At 62.9% G+C, this 19013-nt stretch carries 15 protein-coding genes; 6 read left to right on the top strand and 9 right to left on the bottom strand.

Annotated elements, in window-relative coordinates:
• The first annotated feature begins 157 nt into the window (after nt 1-157).
• Together CO671_RS19490 and fhuF are read left to right on the top strand one after the other, a co-directional pair.
• Nucleotides 158-2329, top strand: a complete 2172-nt coding sequence (locus tag CO671_RS19490; RefSeq protein ID WP_097607278.1) for a TonB-dependent siderophore receptor — start codon at nt 158-160, stop codon at nt 2327-2329.
• Nucleotides 2330-2333: 4 nt separating this feature from the next.
• A complete protein-coding gene (gene fhuF, locus CO671_RS19485) occupies nt 2334-3119 on the top strand; it encodes a siderophore-iron reductase FhuF (RefSeq protein WP_097607277.1) in 786 nt (261 codons plus the stop codon).
• Nucleotides 3120-3152: 33 nt separating this feature from the next.
• Here the strand turns inward: fhuF and fhuB are convergent, their stop codons facing one another.
• The 3 genes from fhuB to CO671_RS19470 are packed head-to-tail and all read right to left on the bottom strand — an operon-like array spanning nt 3153 to nt 6471.
• Nucleotides 3153-5117, bottom strand: coding sequence for a Fe(3+)-hydroxamate ABC transporter permease FhuB (fhuB, locus tag CO671_RS19480; protein WP_097607276.1), 1965 nt, complete (start codon nt 5115-5117; stop codon nt 3153-3155).
• Complete coding sequence (locus tag CO671_RS19475; RefSeq protein WP_097607275.1) at nt 5117-5947, bottom strand: iron-siderophore ABC transporter substrate-binding protein; 831 nt, start codon at nt 5945-5947, stop codon at nt 5117-5119. The genes fhuB and CO671_RS19475 overlap by 1 nt, the downstream gene beginning before the upstream one ends.
• Nucleotides 5948-5979: 32 nt before the next feature.
• Nucleotides 5980-6471, bottom strand: coding sequence for a GNAT family N-acetyltransferase (locus tag CO671_RS19470; protein ID WP_097607274.1), 492 nt, complete (start codon nt 6469-6471; stop codon nt 5980-5982).
• A gap of 164 nt (nt 6472-6635) precedes the next feature.
• Here CO671_RS19470 and CO671_RS19465 point away from each other — a divergent pair, with 164 nt between their 5' ends.
• The gene (locus tag CO671_RS19465; protein ID WP_096764119.1) at nt 6636-7292 is read left to right on the top strand and encodes a sigma-70 family RNA polymerase sigma factor; all 657 of its coding nucleotides are present in this window, start codon (nt 6636-6638) and stop codon (nt 7290-7292) included.
• On the opposite strand, the gene CO671_RS19460 is transcribed toward CO671_RS19465, so the two are convergent.
• Genes CO671_RS19460 through CO671_RS19450 form a run of 3 tightly spaced genes read right to left on the bottom strand, consistent with a single transcriptional unit; the run spans nt 7183 to nt 10782 of the window.
• Nucleotides 7183-8370, bottom strand: a complete 1188-nt coding sequence (locus CO671_RS19460; RefSeq protein WP_097607273.1) for a PLP-dependent transferase — start codon at nt 8368-8370, stop codon at nt 7183-7185. The two genes, CO671_RS19465 and CO671_RS19460, sit on opposite strands and share 110 nt — an antisense overlap.
• A 10-nt stretch (nt 8371-8380) precedes the next feature.
• Nucleotides 8381-9799, bottom strand: a complete 1419-nt coding sequence (locus CO671_RS19455) for an MATE family efflux transporter (RefSeq protein ID WP_097607272.1) — start codon at nt 9797-9799, stop codon at nt 8381-8383.
• The gene (locus CO671_RS19450) at nt 9796-10782 is read right to left on the bottom strand and encodes a GNAT family N-acetyltransferase (protein ID WP_170965012.1); all 987 of its coding nucleotides are present in this window, start codon (nt 10780-10782) and stop codon (nt 9796-9798) included. Before CO671_RS19450 ends, CO671_RS19455 begins: the two co-directional genes overlap by 4 nt.
• 194 nt (nt 10783-10976) lie before the next feature.
• Between CO671_RS19450 and CO671_RS19445 the strand changes: the two genes are divergently transcribed.
• From CO671_RS19445 to CO671_RS19435, 3 genes are read left to right on the top strand one after another with little or no spacing between them, the layout of a single operon-like run.
• Nucleotides 10977-11195, top strand: a complete 219-nt coding sequence (locus tag CO671_RS19445) for an MbtH family NRPS accessory protein (protein WP_096764123.1) — start codon at nt 10977-10979, stop codon at nt 11193-11195.
• An 18-nt stretch (nt 11196-11213) separates the two neighbouring features.
• A complete protein-coding gene (locus tag CO671_RS19440) occupies nt 11214-15206 on the top strand; it encodes a non-ribosomal peptide synthetase (RefSeq protein WP_097607271.1) in 3993 nt (1330 codons plus the stop codon).
• A complete protein-coding gene (locus CO671_RS19435) occupies nt 15203-16561 on the top strand; it encodes a SidA/IucD/PvdA family monooxygenase (RefSeq protein WP_097607270.1) in 1359 nt (452 codons plus the stop codon). The genes CO671_RS19440 and CO671_RS19435 overlap by 4 nt, the downstream gene beginning before the upstream one ends.
• Here CO671_RS19435 and CO671_RS19430 read toward each other — a convergent pair.
• The 3 genes from CO671_RS19430 to ntrB are packed head-to-tail and all read right to left on the bottom strand — an operon-like array spanning nt 16534 to nt 19002.
• Entirely contained in the window at nt 16534-17253 is a 720-nt protein-coding gene (locus tag CO671_RS19430) for a 4'-phosphopantetheinyl transferase superfamily protein (protein ID WP_097607269.1), read from the bottom strand. The genes CO671_RS19435 and CO671_RS19430 overlap by 28 nt on opposite strands.
• Nucleotides 17254-17299: 46 nt before the next feature.
• Nucleotides 17300-18097 (bottom strand): ABC transporter ATP-binding protein, encoded by a 798-nt coding sequence (locus CO671_RS19425; protein ID WP_097607268.1) that lies wholly within the window; start codon nt 18095-18097, stop codon nt 17300-17302.
• A gap of 11 nt (nt 18098-18108) precedes the next feature.
• Complete coding sequence (gene ntrB, locus CO671_RS19420) at nt 18109-19002, bottom strand: nitrate ABC transporter permease (RefSeq protein WP_097607267.1); 894 nt, start codon at nt 19000-19002, stop codon at nt 18109-18111.
• Nucleotides 19003-19013 lie beyond the last annotated feature (11 nt).

Here is a 19013-nt window from a genome sequence, read left to right as displayed (position 1 = left end):
AGACCGGGCCGAGCCTCGAAGACGCGTGCAACCTGTTCGGGAACGCCGCACATGCAAAAATCATCGATTAAAAGATGACAAAAATAATCATCTTATGTTGACAAGGCTTTCTTCGCTCCATAGGTTCCGCGCGCATCTATGACGTAGGGACCAAGCAATGGCGCGTGTTTTTTTGAACGTTTCTAATAATGTATCACGAATTTATAGAGATACCCTATTTGCCACGACGGCGATCGTCCTGACCGGCATCGCGGCATCGCCGGCTTCCGCCCAGAGCGCCACCACCGGCGACACGGCGACGACGCTGGAACCGATCGTCATCCAAGGTGCAGCCTCTGATAGCAAGACCGACCGGACGTCGGTCACCGCCAAAAACAGCGCCGGCGCGACCAAGATCAGCACGCCGCTCGTCGAGACGCCGCGTTCCGTGTCGGTCACCACCGAGAAGGAAATCGTGCAGCGCGGCGCGCAGACGGTCATCGAGGCGGTGCGCTACACCGCCGGCGTGACGACGGGAACGAGCGGCTTCGACCCGCGTTTCGACCAGATCTACATTCGCGGCTACAACGCCACGACGGTCGGTGACTATCGTGACGGATTGCGTCAGCCCTACATCAATTATGGGATGTTCCGCACCGATCCCTATCAGCTGCAGCGCGTCGAGGTGATCAAGGGACCGGTTTCCGTTCTTTACGGTTCCGGTTCACCGGGCGGCCTCGTCAACAAGATATCGAAGCTTCCGACCGAGGAGCCGATCCGCGAAGTCGGCATTACCTACGGCACCAAGGACCGGGTGCAGGGGATGTTCGATTTCGGTGGGCCGATCAGCGAGGGCAACGACGATTTTCTCTATCGCATCGTTGGTGTCGCCCGCCGCGGCGACACGAATTTCGATATTGCCGACGACCGCTATTTGTTCGCGCCGTCCTTCACCTGGAAGCCTGACGAAGGCACGACTTTCACGGTGTATGGTCTGGCGCAGTCCGACGAGATCGACGCCAATGTCGGCGCGATCACAACGGTGGACGGCAGGATTCTCGATCTCAGGGCGAGCGATCCCGACTATGACTATCAAAAGGTCAAGCAGCAGCAAGTCGGCTATCAATTCGAGCATGAATTCGACAACGGCCTGACCTTCCGGCAGAACCTGCGTTATTCGCATCTCGATCTGGAGGCTCGCTACCTGGGTGTTACCAGCTGGACCGGGACCGTCGCGCATCGCGGCACCAACGCGATCCGGGACGAAATGAACGTTTTCCAGGTCGACAATCAGCTCGAGGCGAAGTTCGATACAGGCCCGCTTGCGCATACGATGCTGTTCGGGCTCGACTACACCAATCTCCAGTCGAGCTTTGGCTACGGCGCCGGAGCCGCAGATCCGGCATTCGACTTCGATATCGCCAATCCGACCTATGGAGTCTCGGGCGCTACGCCGGATTATAATATATTGGCGTCCGATGCCGACATGCGGCAGCTCGGCATTTATGTCATGGACCAGATCGAGGCCGGAAACTGGCGCTTCAACCTCGGCGGCCGGCAGACCTGGGTGAACCAGACGCGAGATTCGACCTTGCCCACGGTCAGCTCGGAGGACGTCGACAAAAATGCCTTCTCCGTGCAGGCTGGCGCGCTTTACCTCTTCGACAACGGCATCGCGCCCTTTGCTTCCTACGCTACCTCCTTCGATCCGGTCACCAACCGGTCGGCAACCAACACGATTCTTCCGCCGACGAAGGGCGAGCAATTCGAACTCGGGGTGAAATACCAGCCGCCCGGCTCCGACATCCTGCTCTCGGCTGTCGCCTATCACATCGTCGAGCAAAACAAGCCGAGGCTCGCCAACCCGCTGACCTTCGCCTACGACTCGCAGGGCGAGGTGACGGGAAAAGGTATCGAGCTTGAAGCCCGCGCGGCAATCGCCGACGGCCTCGATATTATTGCCGCATACACCTACAACGACTCGGAAATAACCGGGGGCGACAACGTCGGAAATACGCCCGCCATCACCCCGACCCATGTTGCGAGCCTTTGGGCGAATTATACCTTCCAGGAAAGCAACCCCTTCAACGGTCTGTCGATGGGCGCCGGCGTACGCTACATCAGCGAGACCTGGACGGATGTCGCCAACACCTCGAAGAATCCCGCAACTTTCTATGTTGACGCAGCCCTCGCCTATGATTTTGGGGCCGTCGACAAGAAATATGAAGGACTTACGGCAGCCTTCAACATCCGCAACATCGGTGATGAGCGCGAAACAGTCTGCGAAGAGGGCTTCTGCTACCTCGGCCAGGGTCGCAACATGACCGGCACCCTGAAGTATCGGTGGTAGCACCATGGCGGCAGAAATGAACGGGGCAGTCTCGCGCCCTTCGATCGCCGATCATCCTGTCGCCCACCAGGCCGTCGACCTCGACGGCCTGGTGGGCGATGGCCCGTTCGCCTATTGCCGCGGCAAGCTGCTTGCCTCTGCGCCACCGACCGGGATTGTCATTCCCTGCAGGGATCTCGGCGATCGAGACATGTTTGACGGCATCATCGCCCGCTATGCCGAAAAATTTCCTGGCAGCGATCGCCGCGCGATCGTCTCCATGTGGACGCTCTATTATTTCAGCATGCTGACGATCGCTCCGAGCGTCCATATGTTCGTGAACCGCATCGCGCTGCCGCTGGAGATGGACCGGCTGTCACTGGTCTGCAATGAGCAGACAGGCGAGCCGGAAGCATTCGTGATGTCCGATCGGCCGGAGGCTGCGGCCGATCCGGCAGCCGAGCTTCACCGGCTGATGCTCGGCCATGCCGAACCTGTCATTGCGGCGATCGCTGCCAATGCCGGCGTCGCGCCGAAGCTTCTCTGGAACAACGCCGCAGCCTATCTCTCCTGGATCCTGAAAGAGATCGCTCACCGCCACGAGCCCGCCCTTGTCGAGGGCGGCCTGGCGCTGCTGAACGATGCCGAGTGGCCGGGCGGCGGGCGCAACCCGATGTTCGGCATGATCCGCATGGCGCGCCAGCAATGCGGGCTGGAATTCGCCCGCCGCAAAGTCTGCTGCCTGCGCTACAATCTGCCGGGTGTCGGCGGCTGCGGCGAAGCCTGTCCGCTGCCGGACGGGCGGCATTGACGCAGATGCCGGCCGTCTCGGAGACGGCCGCGATCACGACCTTCGTCTGAGAATGATGAGCAACATCGGGGCTCCCACGAGAGCCGAGATCAATCCTGCCGGGAGCTGATAGGGGAAGGCGATCATGCGCCCGGTCCAGTCGGCGATGACGAGCAGGATCGCCCCGATCAGGGCGGCCGCGAGAAGCTGGCCGGAGGGCCGGCGAAGACCGAGCCCTTGGGCAAAGTGAGGCGCCATCAATCCGATGAAGCTCAAGGGGCCGACGACCAGCGTGGATGCGGCCGTCATGAGCGCGCAAAGCGCAAACAACGTGCCGCGTGCGGGAGCGATCCTGAGCCCGAGTTCGCTCGCCGTCTCCGATCCGAGTTGCAGAAGGGCAAGCCATCTACTGGCGAGGAAGGCTGCGGCCAGGCAGGCGAGCGCGACCAGCAGGGCGCTTGCGGCAACGGTGTTGTCGACGAAATAGGTCGAGCCCGACATCCAACGGATGAGCGCCAGTCCGCGCGGGTCGCCGCTGGCGGCAAGAACGCCGATCCCGGCGTCGAGGATCGCGCCGAAGGCAATCCCGGCGAGCAGCACACGGATCGGGCCGAAGCCCGAACGCGCGCCGAGGAGGAAGATCAAGGTCAGCACGAGGAGAGCCCCGCCGCCGGCAAAGGAAAGCTGAATAGTCAGTCCCGGTGCAGCAAAGACGAACATGGAGGCGGCAACGCCGAGTGTTGCTCCCGCTGATACGCCGAGCACCTCGGGGCTTGCCATTTCGTTTCCGGTCAGCCGCTGCAGAATGAGGCCGGTGACGCCAAGCACGGCTCCCGCGCCGAAGGCGGCGGCGACTCGCGGTAGCCGAAGAGGAAGGATGTCATCCCATGAGGCTGCGGGCAGCCATGTCCAGGCTCCATCAGGCGTGCGGCCGAAGAAGATTGCGGCAATCGCCAATGTGACGACCAGGGCAAACAGCAGAGCAAAGCTTGCCGCTCCGTTGCTGGCCACATGCCGTGGGGAGGCCAACTCGGGCAGCGCGCGCGTTGTTGTCGCCAGACGCGGCAGCAGAGCGATCAGGATCGGTCCGCCGAGCAGCGCGGTTACTGCCCCCGTCGGCACGAAGTCGCCGGGAGCAAGGAGCTTGATCGCCTCATCCGTCAGAAGAAGAAGGCCGGCGCCGGCAATGGGCGACCAGATCAATTGGCTGACGACGCGGCGTGCGCCGGCCAGCCGGACGATCTGCGGGGCGACCAGCCCGATGAAGCCGATGACGCCGACGGCACTGGTGACCAGGGCGCTCAGCGCAATTGCGATCGCCAGGATGAAGCCGCGCGACCATTTGATCGGCAGACCGAGGCTCGTCGCGCCAGCATCGCCGAGTTGGCTCAGCGCCAGCGGCCTCGCGGCGAGAAAGGCAAGGCCGGCGAGCAGGGCGACCTTAGGCAGCAGCGATATCGGGATCGCCCAGCTTTGCTGCGAGAGCGATCCGGCGCCCCAGATGAAGATCCCGGAGAGATACTGATCGTTCATCAGAATGAGAATGGCCGCCGCCGCGCCGCACCACAGGCCGATGATCATGCCCGACAGGATGAGGGAAAAGGGCGAAAATCCGTGCCGGGCGCTGATCGAGAAGATGGCGAATGCAGCAACAGCACTTCCGGCAAGCGCGACCGCATCGCGGCCCCATCCCGTCAGCGACGGAAAGGCGAGCATGACGGATACCAGCGCCAGATTGGCGCCGGCCGAGACGCCGAGCGTCGTCGGCGAAGCGAGCGGATTGCGCAGCACTTGCTGCAGGATCGTGCCCGACAGCGCGAGGGCGGCGCCGGTGATCAGGGCCGTCGCCATGCGCGGAAGCGTCGAATAGAGAAGGAGAAGGTGCTGGGCGTCGTATCCGCCGGCTGCCTCCAGATGCGGCAGCGCCGGGAGCAGGTCGAGGAGAGCTAGGCCGAGGCCTGAGAACAGCAGCAGCGCCGTGAGGGCGGGCGCGCCAAAGCCGGAAATTTGCGCTTTCATCAGGCGGCAGTCTCCAGAACGTCGACCATCAAAGTCGAAAAGCGCAGGGCTTCCTGGACCATTCCAAACATCAGCACGCCTGGAACGACCGAGATCCGCTGCCGCCGGACGAAGGGAAGGCTGGTCCAGAGCGGGCTTTCGGAAAGCCGGGTCAGGATATCGGGCGGAAGCAGTGGCGAAACGACGACAAGATGCGCCTCTTCATCGAGTTCGGCGAGCTGTTCAAGGCCGATCGTCTGAAATCCCCAGTAGCTCGCCTCGCCCTTCCAGGCGTTCTCGAGGCCGATCCGGCGCATCGCGCCGCCGTAAAGTCCGGGGCCGCCATAGATGCGCGCATGCCTCTGGTCGATGAAGTTGATGACGGCGACCGGCGGCGCGGACAGGCTCTTCATCCGGTCGCGCAGCCGGCCGAACGTGGCGTCGGCGCGGGACAGAAATGCCTCCGCTTCCCTCTGCCGCCCGATCATGGCGCCGAGACGCAGTGTTTCGGCGTAGGAGCGGTCGAGCGCGTCGCCATTCTCGGCATAGACGGTGAAGGTTTCGACCGGCGCGATCCGGGACAGTTTTTCGTCCAGCGCCGCAAGGAAGGGCGTGCTGAGGATGAGTGATGGCCGCAGACTTGTCAGGACTTCGAGATTGATCTCGGCAGTGGTGCCGATATCGACGACGCCTGAGGGCATCGCCGGCTCGACCACCCATTCCGGCCAGTTCCTGAGGGAAGCGATCGCGCGCGGCACGCTGCCGAGTGCCAGCATCGTCGATGCCAGCCCATAATCGAGCGAAACGATGTTGGCATCGCCGGCGCGTGCGATGGTGGGCGCGCCGGTCATTGCCAGCGCGCCAAGAAGAAAGTCACGTCGTCTCAAAGCGCGGTCCTGCCCGGCTGCGTCTCCGTGAGCGGTTTGACCATGAACAGGCACGGATGGTCCTCATGCCAGAGTTTTGGAAAGACCTCGGCCCTGACGAAGCCGGTCCGGTCATAGAAGCGCCGCGTCGCCTCGAATTGCGGCTCGTCGCGGCCGCGCGGCGCCAGCGTCTTGACCGTCAGCAGCCGGGCGCCGGAGTCATGGGCGAAGCGCTCGGCCGCATCGACGAGATGGCGCCCGGCGCCGCGGCCATGATATTCGGGCCGCGTCGCGATCAGCGCAATCTCGACGGCGCCGGGCAGGTGCGGCTTCAGGGCGATCAAGGCGGTGACGACATCCGCTTCGATATATCCAAACACCGGCAGGTCCTCGACCGCAAGGGCGCTTGCCTCGATCACTTCCGGCTCTGAAAACCAGTCGGGCAGGGCCCCCATGATCGATCGGCAGAGCTCTGCCTTGCCCGTCAGGATCTCAACTGTTCGTCCCATTTTTTCTCGCCTTCGTTCGGTCGATTTAAACTTGACTCCTGTTATCACCTTAAAATAGACACTGCAATCACATCGTGTAGCTTCCTTCGAGAAAGGAACGCCAAGACCGCACTCACCAGCAACGACAGAGCCTGATTTTCCATTTGTAAAAAGGGTACAGGACAATGCGAGCATCGCATCGTGATGTGAATGGAAATGCCGTGGTCAACGCCATGATCGAAAACAAGGATAAACTCCTTAAAACGATTGAAAGCGTTGTCAAATCAAGGTCATATTCTGAGGATATATTTCAGGACGGAGTGATAAAAGCTTACGGGGTCAAAACCGACGACATCCGTTGCCCGATCGGTTACGCATTTCGGATGGTGTATAATCTCGCCCTCGACGAGAGCCGCCGACGACGCCAGCAGGTGAACAACTATAGGTCGATTGACCAGGTTCAAGAAATGACGGCGCCCATCCCCACCGTTCTCGATCAACTGGTCGCCGCAGAGACCCTGCGCGATGTACTTGCCTCGCTCGAGGCGCTGCCGAAGCGCACCAACGACGCCTTCATCCGTCATCGTTTGAACGGTGTGCCGCAGAAGGATATCGCCGCCGAACTCGGCGTCTCCAGAACCCTCGTCAACTTCATGATCAAGGCGGCGGAGCAGCATTGCCACCTGGCAATCGCCGAGCCCGGCCGCCCCGATCACGAGCGCCTGCGGGATATTACCGCTTCGCGGCGTGCAGCGCCTGCTGCAAATCGCTCCACAGCAATTCCGGTTCTTCCAGCCCAACGGCGAAACGGATCGTCTGCTCGCTCACGCCGAACCGGATGAAGGTGGTCATCCGGTCAGGGATCTGCAGTGCGACCTTGGCCGGAACGACCAGCGTTTCCGGCCCTCCCCAGCTGACCCCGAGGCGGATTTCGCGAAGCGCGTTGACGAAGCGCGCGACATCGATATCGGGCGTCAGGTCGAAGGCGAAGAGGCCGGCATAACCTGACAGCGTCGCCCGCCCGGGATGATCCTGAAAGGCCGGATGGCGGACGCGGGCGATGTCGGGATGCTGCTTCAGCCGATCGGCGAGCAGAAGCCCGCTGCGCTCGTGCTCCTTGAGGCGCACACGCAGGGTGCGCATGCCACGCAGCAGCAGCCAGGCCTCGAAGGGCGAGAGCTTGGCGCCGACATAGGGATAGGAAGTCGAATTGATCTTCGCGATCGCCTCCTTCGTGCCGACGACGACGCCGGCGACCGTATCGCTGTGGCCGCCGAGATATTTCGAGGCGGCGTGAATGACGATATCGACGCCATGCTGGATCGGCTTCTGGAAGAGCGGCGTCGCCCAGGAATTATCAATGATGGTCGTGACACCGGCCTCTTTCGCCATGGCTGACAGCGCCACGATGTCCTGAAGCTCGAAGATGAAGGAAGACGGATTTTCGAGATAGAGCAGCTTGGCGCCCGGCAGCGCCTTGCGCACCTCGTCATGATCGGAGGGATCGACGAAATCGACGGTGACGCCGAGCCTGCCGAGCAGCTTCACCAGAAGGCGGTAGACGTCATTATAGAGGTGGCGGACGGCAACGACCCGGTCGCCCGCTTCCACCAGGCTGAGAATGGTCGCGGTGATGGCGGCCGTTCCGCTGGAAAAGGCGCGCCCGTCTTCGGCGCCCTCGAGGCGGACAACCAGCAGTTCGAACTCGCGGACGGTCGGATTGTCGCCGCGCGAATAGATGAAGTTGCGCGTCCGGCCGGCGAAGACATCCTCCATCGCCTCGTAGCTGTCATAGGTGAAGAGCGAGGTCTGGAAGATCGGCGGCGAGACGGCGTTGAATGCCGCCGGATCGACGGGGGTGAAGAGATCGTCGGCGGCCGCATGGGCGCCAAGGTCGCGGGGGCTGAACGACTGGTTCATGATAATCCTCTCATGGGCAAAAGCTGGGATAGGGATTGAGGGCGGCGAGATCGTCGGCCGAGCGCTGCCGGAGCGCGCTGAGCGATCTCGCCAGGCAGAAACATGACAGCAGACCGGTCAGCGCCGAGGCCAGGAACATGGCCGCGAGCAGACCGGAAAAGCCGAAGAAAGGCGGCAGGAGTGCAAGCAGCGGAAAGAGAAGATACCCGTTTTGCGCCAGGCCGACGGCAAGCGCGGCTTTCGGCCTGCCCTGAGCCTGGAAGAGGATCAGCACGGTCTGCCGCAGGCCGAACAGCAGGAAGGGAAGATGGGTTGCAATGATCGCCTGGCCGGCGATCGTAAGCACGGAAGCTTCGTCGGTGAAGAACGAGGCAAGACGCTCGGAAAAGATGATCGCCGTCAGTCCATAGACGCCGCCGACCGCGCTCGTGACCACGGAAAGCATGCGGGCTGCCGCCAGCACCCGGGATATATCCCCGCGGCCCCAGGCAAAGCTCAGGATCGACTGCGCCCCGAGTGAAATGCCGATGACCGGGAGTGCGCCGACCGCGAGCAGCCGCAAGGCGATGCCGACACCGGCGATGCCGTCTTCGCCGTGATAAGTGCCGGCGACCGACAGCATCGCAGCAATCGCGCCAGCCGTTGCGAGGCTCGTCAGCGTCGTCGGCGCGCCGACCGCAAGGACCGGCTTGAGATGGCTGATATCGGCGAACCGCCAGCCGAGCGTCAGCCGGATCGTCCCGAGCCGCCTCGCATGATAGGCGCCGTAGATTGAGAGCGCCACGAGCTGGGAGAGGATGGTTGCCATCGCCACGCCCTGCAGGCCGAGACCGAAGCCGAAGATCATGATCGGGTCGAGAATGATGTTCAGCGCGAAGCAGGCGACCAGCGTCCACATGCTGAAGCGAGCATTGCCCTCGGCGATCGCCAGGAAATCGAGAATGATCTGCGCCATCGTCAGCGGTATCGAGACCGCGATGATGAGGAGATAATGCTGCGCGAGCGGCTCGATCGCGGCCGTGGCGCCGAACAGCAGGACCGAGGGAAAGGCGACGATCGCAACCGCGCTCGCCGCGCCGAAGACGATGCCGGCGGCAAGGCTGACCGAGGCAAGGGTGCTGGCTCTCGACCGGTTGCCGGCGCCGAGCGCGCGCCCGACCTCCGTCGCCACACCGACGCCGATGCCTTCGCCGAAGGCGGCGACGAGCATGAGGATCGGCAGCACGATCATGATCGCGGCGATCTGGTCTTCGCCGATCATGCCGACGAAGATCATGTTGATCGTGTGATGCGCGGCGTTGATCGACAGGCCGAACATGGCGGGCAGCCCGAGCCGCAACAGCAACCTGAACAGCTGCGGGCTGGCAAGATCTTCCGGCGCAAGCCGCCGCTTCCGCAGGCTGCCGCTCATTTCGCTCATGTCGTTCATGATGCGGGCACCCAGAGATGATCGCCGAAGAAGCGCTCGCGGGTCAGCATGACGAGAAGCGCCCGCTTATGCGGAAAATCGAAATGCTTGACCTTGGCGAAGCCCGAGCGGTCGAGATTGCGGATCTGCTGCTCGTGGCTGGCGCGCGGCTCGCCGACGATGCGTTGGGTGCGGGGATCGTCGAGGAAGATGAAATGCATCAGCGAGGGAAGCCAGGCGCTGATCCATTTCTTGCCGCGATAATCGGGTTCGCCGATCGCCACGTGCCAGCCGCGATCATAATCGTCGGCATCGTAGAAGGGACCGAGGCGGTTCTCCTTGGCCCAGTAGATCTCGAAATAGCCGAAGGGGATATCGGCGAAACTGCCGATCAGCGGCAGCACATGCGGATCGGCGAGCCGTTCTTCCAGGATCTCCCGGTGCTTGTCGAGCGAGCCCGCATCCTCCCAGATCGTGTTGACTTGTTCGTCGTTCATCCAGCGGTGAAAGGCGGCAAGATCGGTCTCGGGATCGGCCACCCGGAAGGCGATGTCCCGCTCCAGCCAGGGAATGAACCGCTGGTAGACGGTGCCCTTCGGCTTTGCCGGCCGGCGCGGATGATAGCGGCCCGCGGTCATCTCGCGTACGGGCGGCAGCGGATAGGAGAGCTGCGGCAGCCATAGCGACGGCCATTGCCAGAGGATCGCGGAATCGAGCTTTCCCGCGCTCGAAATATGTCTGGGAAGACTTGCCTGATGGCCTTCGAAGGCGACCGACTTGATCGAGCGATCCTCCGCCGTCACCGCTTCGGCGGCGGCCATCAGAAGCTCCGCCGATTGCGGCGGCTCGCCGTGGTAGAAGGTAATCGTTGCGACGCCGGCCTCGACCTCGAAGGCGGCTTCGTGGTGTCCGTGCGCGGCTTTCAGATGGACGAGATTAGGGGCGAGTTTAATGTAGCTCCGCGACTGCAGAGCCCGCCTTTGTTTGGCGGCGTCGAAATCCATGATGTTCTCCTTGATCGACAGGGCTTTTGACGCTGCGAGCATGAAGCCCGCTCCTGTGTCGATTTGGTAGAATGACGATCCATCTCTGGCCAGATTTAGGGTTAAGCGAAGAAAAATATTCTCATCAATTTTCTAAACTGCAACCTGCCCGATCCGTCATTTGCGCATGACGTCAATCTCAGCAGGAGCTTCGAATGGACAATCTTGAGCCCCGCGACGATCTCTGGATCGTCGTCTACGACACCGAGCGCCACTACTCGGTCTGGCCGCAGGACAAGCGGATTCCGGTGAGCTGGGAGGCCGCGGGCTTTGCCGGTTCGCGCCAGGAATGCCTGGCCCATATCCGCGAAATCTGGACCGATCCCCGCCCGCTCTCCCTGCGCTCGGCAATGGCCGCTGACGCACGTCTCTGAAACCGTCTGGATGGCAAGATGAACAAGCAGATCACCAATTTCGCCGATGCCCGCCCGACCGACGCAGTGGATGCCGTCTTCGAGAGTTTTCCGCTGACCATTGCGCAGAAGCGCATCTGGTCGCTGGAGCAGATCGGCAATTACACCGTCTTTCCCGACCAGGTCATCGGGCTGCGACTGAGCGCAGCAATCGACGTCGAGACGATTGCCGGGGCCTGCCGGGCGCTCGTGGCGCAGAATCCGTCACTTGCCTCACGTTTCCGCCGGCTGGCGGGCGGCCGCATCGAGCAATATCGCGGCGCGTCGAACGCGGTGCCGATCGAGATCCTCGGCAAAGATGGCGCGGCCGTTTCCGAGCCCGATGCAGCGGCCGCACGGAAGGCTTTCCGCGACAAGCGCTTCGATCTCTTGGAAGGTCCCGGTGCGCGTATCCAGATCATCCGGCTTGCCGAGGGCCAGTCGCTGCTGACGATCGTGCTGCATCCGATCATCTGCGACGACCGCGAAAAATCCGTTCTTGCCGGCTCGCTGGCCCGCATTCTCGATGGCGAACCCGCCGGCGACATGCATCCGGTGGAAATCGCCGCCGGGGCGCGGGAGGCCGATTGGCTGGAGACGGATGAGGCGCGGCAAGCGCTTGCCTATTGGCGCGATGCGATCGGCCTCGACTATGCGGCCTCCACCTTCCCGACCCGCTTCAACAGCGGCGGCCTGGCCGGCGTGGCACGCGCCGAACATCGGTTTTCGATCGAGCCCGACCTCTGGGATAAACTCGAACGGCATGCGAGGGGGAAGGGCGTTCAGGTCGAGCGCGTGCTTCATGCCGCTTTCTGCGCTCTGCTGGCGCGCTACAGCGGCAACTACGCCTTGCTGACCGGCCTCCTCGTCGCGCGGCCCCGCACCGAACATTTCGCCAGCCGCGGCCGCGCCGAGCAGGTTCTTCCCCTCGTGCTTTCGCTGACCTCCAGGCATTCTCTCGACGATGTCGTCGCGGCGATCTCGTCAGTGACGGAGGAGGGGCTTGCCCGCCTCGTGCCGCTGGAGCGCATCACGCAGGAGCTGGTCGTCGACGAGGCCGCCGCCCAGGAGGCCGTGGTCAAGGCCTTGTTCGAATTCCGCGAGCCCTACCCCGTCGCAAGGCAGGCGACGAACCTGGAGCCTTCAGGCGCACGCGCCGACAGCGAGCTTTCCCTCGTGATCGAGGCGCGAGCCGATGGCGCCGCGCACGGGCTGATCGACTATGCCGGGGATCTCTATGACGGCGCCCTGATTGCCCGTGTCTCCCGGCATTTTTGCCTGGTGCTGGAGCAGATCGTCGCTCAGCCGGATCTCAGGATCAAGGATATCGAACTCATGGGCAGCGACGAGCTCGACTGGCTGTCGGCGCCCTATGAGGATGACGTCGTCAACGACGACAGGCCGGTGCACGAGCTGATCTCGGCCCATTCGCGCCGCACGCCCGACAAGACCGCGATCGTCTATGGCGACGAGGAATGGAGCCATGGCTGGCTGGAGGCGAGCACCAACCGCCTCGGACATCGGCTGCGGCGGCTCGGCGTTCGCGCCGAAGTGACGGTCGCGATCTTCATCAAGCGCTCGCCGGAGGCGGTCGTCGGCATCCTCGCGACGCTGAAGGCCGGCGGCGCCTATATTCCGGTCGAGCCAGACCATCCGCCGGTGCGCAACCACCACATCCTGCGCGATGGCGGCGTCAAAATCGTGCTTACCCATAGCTGGCTGCGCCATCGCCTGCCGGAGGAGCTCGATGCCATCGTCCTCGATCTCGACAAGCTCGATCTCGACGGCGAGCCGGATACGCCGCTTTATGTCCCCACGCACAAGGACCAGCTCGCCTATGTCATGTACACGTCGGGATCGACGGGATTGCCGAAGGGCGTCGCCGTCGAGCACGGGCCGCTGACGCATCATCTGCAGAATACTTCGCGCGTTTATGGCATGAGCTCGGAATCGCGCGAGCTGCCCTTCCTGCCCTTCAGTTCGGACGGCGGCCATGAGCGGTGGATGAACCCGCTGATGGAAGGCGGCAGCATCATTCTTCCCGACCAGCCGCTGTGGACGCCGGAAGAGACGCTGACAGCGATGCGCAAGCATGGCGCCAACAATGCGAGCATCCCCACAACCTATCTGCAGCAACTGGCGGAATGGGCCGATATCACCGACGGCGCGCCGCCGATGCGGCTCTATTCCTTCGGCGGCGAAGGACTGGCGCAGTCGACCTTCGATCTTCTGTCGCGGGCGCTGAAATCGGAGTGGCTGATCAACGGTTACGGACCGACCGAAACGATCATGACGCCGATGGTCTGGAAGGTCAGGGCCGGCACGAAGTTCCAGGGCGTCTATGCCCCGCTCGGCCGCGCCGTCGGGCTGCGGCGTGTCTATGTGCTCGACCCCGACCTCAACCTGTGCCCGATCGGCGTGACCGGCGAACTCTATATCGGCGGCGAGGGCATTGCGCGCGGTTATCTCGGCAAAGCGGACACGACGGCGGACCGCTTCGTCCCCGACCCGTTCTCCAACGAAGGCGGCCGGCTCTATCGCTCCGGCGATCTGACGCGTTGGCGTGAGGACGGAACGGTCGAATTCGTCGGCCGCGTCGACCATCAGGTCAAGCTGCGCGGCTATCGCATCGAACTCGGCGAGATCGAAGCCGCACTCCTCCAGCAGCCCGGCGTCGGCGAGGCCCTGGTCGTGCTGCGCGATGACGATGCCGGCGGCGAAAAGGCGCTTGTCGCCTATGTCGTTCCGAAGAAGGACGAGAGGCTGGACGTCGAGACGGTCCGCGCCGGACTCGAACGCAGCCTGCCATCCTATATGGTGCCGGCCGCCGTGGTCGAACTCGAGAAAATGCCGACCAATCCGAACAGCAAGCTCGATCGCTTCGCGCTGCCGGCACCCCAGCCGGTTAAACGCGCCATTGTCGAGCCGGCGACTGCGCTCGAAGAAGAAGTGCTGGATGTGTGGCGCCAGGTTCTCAAGCTGGAAGCGATCAGCGTCGAGGACAATTTTTTCACGATCGGCGGCAATTCGCTGGGCGCGATCCGCATCCTTTCGCTGCTCCGGCAGCGCCGGCCGAAGGTTCCGCTGACGGTCGCCGATATCTTCAACAACCCGACCATTCGCGCCTTCGCCGGCGTGATGGAGCAGGGGGAAGAGCGGGATCTTTCCGAGGTGATCGTGCTGCGCGCCTCCGGCGCCAAGCCGCGGCTCTATTGCTTCCCGGGGCTTCTGGTCAGCACCCGAGAATATGTGAAGCTCGTCGATTATCTCGGCGCCGACCAGCCGGCGACCGGCTTCATTTGCCATTCGCTTTCCGAAAAGAAAGAAGTCGGCGCACCGATCGAAGAGATCATCGAGAGCTATGTCGATTATATCAGGACGCATAGCAAAGGTGCGCCCTGCTATTTCCTCGGCTGGTCCTGGGGCGGGCTTCTCGCCTATGAGGCTGCCCGCACTCTCGGCAACGAGGTCGACGTCAGGATGATGGCGATGGTCGACGTTTGCGATCTCGGCTCGGAATTCGCGATCGGCGCCAAGCCGCGCTTCCGCCCCGGCGAACGCGACGCGCTGCATCGGGACGTGCAGGCATGGCTGCAGAAAACGGCGATGCGCCCCGAATGGGACCGGCTGCTTTCGACCATGGACGCGGATACCTACGAGCAGTTCCTGCGCTTCGTCGGCGATGAGAAGGATCCGCTTCCGACCGACGGGCCTGATATCAGCAGCCGCGAACATACGTTCTGGGTGCTGATCGACAATGCCCTGATCTTCCGCAAGCATCGGCTCGTTCCCCATGACGTGCCGATCTATCCCTGGGCGGCCGACGACAGCCTCAACCGCGGCCTCAACCTGATCGATTGGCGCCGCCTGTCGCCGCGGGCGCGTGCGGCCGAAATCATCACCGGCACCAACCATCTGCACATGATCGGGTCTTCCGCCTTCCACTCAAGGCTTGCCCTGCGTCTCAAGGAAACAGAGAAGGATAACGCATGACTGTCGCTTTTACCCGCAGGGATGCCCTCAACGAGCCGCTCGATCTTGCCGGCATCGGCATCGGTCCCTCCAATCTGAGCCTTGCCTGCCTGCTGGAATCCGTGCCCGAAGTGCGCAGCCGCTTCTTCGAGCGGCGAGCCTCGTTCGATTGGCATCCCGGCATGATGATGCCCGGCGTCGAGCTGCAATCGTCCTTCCTGAAGGACCTCGTCACCCCGGTCCTACCGACAAGCCGCTGGTCCTTCGTCTCCTATCTGGTGGCGCATAAGCGGCTCTATGCCTTCCTGAACGCCAATTACGAGGCCGTTCCCCGGCAGGAATTTGCGCGCTATCTCGCCTGGGTCGCCAATGGCGTTGACGGCTTGCGTTACGGAACGGAGATCCGCGACGTGGAGCACCGCGACGACCGTTTCGTCCTGCGCTTCGACAACGGCCAGGAAGAAGCGAAGAACCTGGTGATCGGTACGGGATCTTCGCCCTTCGTGCCCGATTGGGCGAAACCCTTCCTTGGGTCCGATTGCTTCCACAACAGCGAGGCCAAGTCGCGTCTCAAGGATCTTCGCGCCGCCCGCATCGTCGTGGTCGGCGGCGGCCAGAGCGGCGGGGAGGTGGTCGAAGCGCTGCTTGGGGATGCCAGCTCGATGAAGGAGCTGACCTGGATCAGCCGGCGCCACAATTTCGAGCCGATCAACGACACGCCGTTTTCGAACCAGGTCTTCTCGCCGGAATATGTGCAGGCCTATCTGAAGCTCAGCGGCGAGCAGAAGCAGGCGGCGCTGAAGAACTCGATCCTGACCAGCGACGGCCTGTCGATCTCGACGATCCACTCGATCTACCGCCGCCTCTACGCGCTGCGTTATCTCGAGCCGAACACGCTGAATGCATCTCTGTCGCCGAACCGCGATGTGATCCAGATGGAGCGGAACGGCAATGCCTATCGGCTGATCGTCCGCAACCACTTCGACGGCGGGATCGAGGTGCTGCATGCCGATGCGGTGGTGCTGGCAACCGGCTACAGGTTCCGTTTGCCGGATGCGCTCGGATCGCTCAGCGAAAGGATCAGCCTCGACAGAAACGGCTATCCCACCTTGAACGACGACTACACGATGCAGTGGACAGGTCCGAGGACCAACCGGCTGTTCGCACAGAATGCCGGCCGATACTCCCACGGCATCGCCGACTCTCAGCTCAGCCTGATGGCGTGGCGCAGTGCAAGCATCGTCAACGCGCTTCTCGGCCGGCAGCATTTCGATGCCGAACCCGACAATGCACAGCTAGTCTGGGCGACGGAGGCAGCTTCGGCCATGCCGCATCAGCTCCGGGCCGGCTATTCGGACGGCATGCTGTCATCCTGAAACGTCAGGACATGAATGCCGGGGGAGCCTGATTGGGAGCGGACGGCCAGCGCGACGACGTGCTGGCCGCTGCCCTCGATCAGGCGGTGATGCCATTGCCGGTCCGGTTCACCGCTCTGAACCATGACAGGGATGCCGTCCTGCCAGGAAAAGGCGACGCTGCTGGGATCTTCGCGCAGGCCCACCCCGAGTGCCTTGAGATGGCTCTCCTTGAGCGTCCAAAGGGCAACGGCTGCCCGCGGCCCTTCGCCCGCAGGCATATGATCGAGCCAACGCCGTTCGTCCGGACTGCAGTAGCTTCCCAACGCCGCCGCTTCGATTTCGGCGTCGGCGCGTTCACAGTCGATGCCGATGCGCTCGCATCCTGAAGCGATGGCGACCGCCACCAGCCCGTCGGCATTGGAAAGGCTGAATTGCAGCCCATCATGACCGGCGACTTTCAGCTTGCCGTATGCGTCCGCCACCAACACGAGCTTGTCAGGCGGAGTTTGCGTATGCACGCCCAGCCGTTGCCGCAGCAGATACCGGCCGGCAATGAACGAGGTCCGGTCCCGTTCGAACCGGTAGGTCGTGGCGCGCTCCCGCTCATTCGATGAAAGCGACCGCATCCAGCGCTTCTCATCGCCTTCGTTCTGCGGATATTGCCAGAGCGCGACGTCGATGGCGGCTGGTTGATCGTCTGATTGCTGCATCAGGCCAGTATGCGTACCGCGGACCGATTGGCAATCGCCGCGGGGTCTACTCCGCGGCTTCGATGAAGCGGTGGCGCTCGTAAAGGAACTTGAGCACGGCCTCGCGGCATTTGAGATATGTCCGGTCGGAGGCGAGTTCGATGCGATTGCGGGGGCGGGGCATGGTCACGTCGAGCACTTCGCCGATGCGGGCCGCCGGGCCGTTGGTCATCATCACGATGCGGTCGGAGAGCAGCACGGCTTCATCGACATCATGGGTGATCATCACCATCGTATTGCCAAGCCGGGCGTGAATTTCCATCACCGCATCCTGAAGATGGGCGCGCGTCAGCGCATCGAGCGCGCCGAAGGGTTCATCGAGGAGCAGGATCTTCGGCTCCATGGCAAGCGCGCGGGCAATGCCGACGCGCTGCTTCATGCCTCCCGATATTTCCGCGGGCCGCTTGTCTTTGGCATGCGCCATCTGCACGAGGTCGAGATTGGTCATGACCCAGTCATGCCGCTCGGCCCTGGTCTTCGTTCGGCTGAAAACCTTGGAGACGGCGAGATTTACGTTCTCATAGACCGTCAGCCAGGGCAGCAGCGAATGGTTCTGAAAGACGACGGCGCGTTCCGGACCCGGTTCGTTGACCTCGCGATTTTCCAGGAGCACGGCGCCTGAAGACACCGGCGTCAGGCCGGCGATGAGATTGAGAAGTGTGGATTTGCCGCAGCCGGAATGGCCGATGATCGAGACGAATTCGCCCTCTGATATCGTCAGGTTGATATCCTTCAGGACTTCGGCGCGCGCGCCGCCGCGATCGAAATGCTTGTCGATATGGTCGAGCTTGAGATAGGCGTTCATCAGAATGGTCCTCAGTTGGCCATGGCGCCGCGGGTGACGAGTTTGCCGAGCGCGGCCACCAGCTTGTCGAGAACGAAACCGACGATGCCGATATAGGCGAGCGCGACGATGATGTCCGAAAGGCGCGAGGAGTTCCACGCGTCCCAGATGAAGAAGCCGATGCCGACGCCGCCGGTCAGCATCTCGGCCGCGACGATGGCGAGCCAGGAGAGGCCGACGCCGATCCTGAGGCCGGTGAAAATGTAGGGAGCTGCGGACGGCAGCATGATCTTCCAGAAGAATTCGAACTGGTTGAGCCGCAGCACTTCGGCGACGTTGCGATAATCCTGCGGAATATTGCGGACGCCGACGGCGGTGTTGATGATGACAGGCCAGATCGAGGTGATGAAGATGACGAAGATCGCCGAAGGGTTGGAATCCTGGAAGGCGGCGAGCGACAGCGGCAGCCAGGCGAGCGGCGGCACCGTGCGCAGCACCTGGAAGATCGGATCGAGGCCGCGCATCGCCCAGACCGATTGGCCGATGATCGCCCCGATGATGATGCCGGTAACTGCGGCAAGGCCGAAGCCATAGGCGACGCGTTGCAGCGAGACCAGCACGCGCCAGCCGAGCCCGATATCCTGGGAACCGTAGTTGAAGAACGGGTAGGCGATCAGATCGTAGCTATCCTGCCAGACCTGATGCGGCGACGGCAGAGAGGCATCCGCCGATGAACAGAGCACCTGCCAGAGAATGAGGACGAGTGCCAGCACGACGGCCGGCGGAACGACATTGTGAAGTGCGGTCAGCGCCGCACGGCGAAAATCGAACCGCGACCCTTGCTTGCCGGAGAATGACAGAACCTTCGCCGCCGGCTTGGCGGAGGCGACGATCGAGGGATTTTCTTTATTTGCCAGGGCGGACATCAGCGCGCTCC

The organism is Rhizobium sp. M10 (genome assembly GCF_002531955.1).
In the GTDB taxonomy this organism is placed as follows: Bacteria; Pseudomonadota; Alphaproteobacteria; order Rhizobiales; family Rhizobiaceae; genus Rhizobium; species Rhizobium etli_C.
This window is presented reverse-complemented; position numbering and strand designations above follow the sequence as displayed.

Coding starts and splice junctions, on each gene's coding strand:
- CO671_RS19490 (WP_097607278.1), top strand. CDS start 158: ATGGCGCGTGTTTTTTTGAACGTTTCTAATAATGTATCACGAATTTAT.
- fhuF (WP_097607277.1), top strand. CDS start 2,334: ATGGCGGCAGAAATGAACGGGGCAGTCTCGCGCCCTTCGATCGCCGAT.
- fhuB (WP_097607276.1), bottom strand. CDS start 5,117: ATGAAAGCGCAAATTTCCGGCTTTGGCGCGCCCGCCCTCACGGCGCTG.
- CO671_RS19475 (WP_097607275.1), bottom strand. CDS start 5,947: ATGACCGGCGCGCCCACCATCGCACGCGCCGGCGATGCCAACATCGTT.
- CO671_RS19470 (WP_097607274.1), bottom strand. CDS start 6,471: ATGGGACGAACAGTTGAGATCCTGACGGGCAAGGCAGAGCTCTGCCGA.
- CO671_RS19465 (WP_096764119.1), top strand. CDS start 6,636: ATGCGAGCATCGCATCGTGATGTGAATGGAAATGCCGTGGTCAACGCC.
- CO671_RS19460 (WP_097607273.1), bottom strand. CDS start 8,370: ATGAACCAGTCGTTCAGCCCCCGCGACCTTGGCGCCCATGCGGCCGCC.
- CO671_RS19455 (WP_097607272.1), bottom strand. CDS start 9,799: ATGAACGACATGAGCGAAATGAGCGGCAGCCTGCGGAAGCGGCGGCTT.
- CO671_RS19450 (WP_170965012.1), bottom strand. CDS start 10,782: ATGGATTTCGACGCCGCCAAACAAAGGCGGGCTCTGCAGTCGCGGAGC.
- CO671_RS19445 (WP_096764123.1), top strand. CDS start 10,977: ATGGACAATCTTGAGCCCCGCGACGATCTCTGGATCGTCGTCTACGAC.
- CO671_RS19440 (WP_097607271.1), top strand. CDS start 11,214: ATGAACAAGCAGATCACCAATTTCGCCGATGCCCGCCCGACCGACGCA.
- CO671_RS19435 (WP_097607270.1), top strand. CDS start 15,203: ATGACTGTCGCTTTTACCCGCAGGGATGCCCTCAACGAGCCGCTCGAT.
- CO671_RS19430 (WP_097607269.1), bottom strand. CDS start 17,253: ATGCAGCAATCAGACGATCAACCAGCCGCCATCGACGTCGCGCTCTGG.
- CO671_RS19425 (WP_097607268.1), bottom strand. CDS start 18,097: ATGAACGCCTATCTCAAGCTCGACCATATCGACAAGCATTTCGATCGC.
- ntrB (WP_097607267.1), bottom strand. CDS start 19,002: ATGTCCGCCCTGGCAAATAAAGAAAATCCCTCGATCGTCGCCTCCGCC.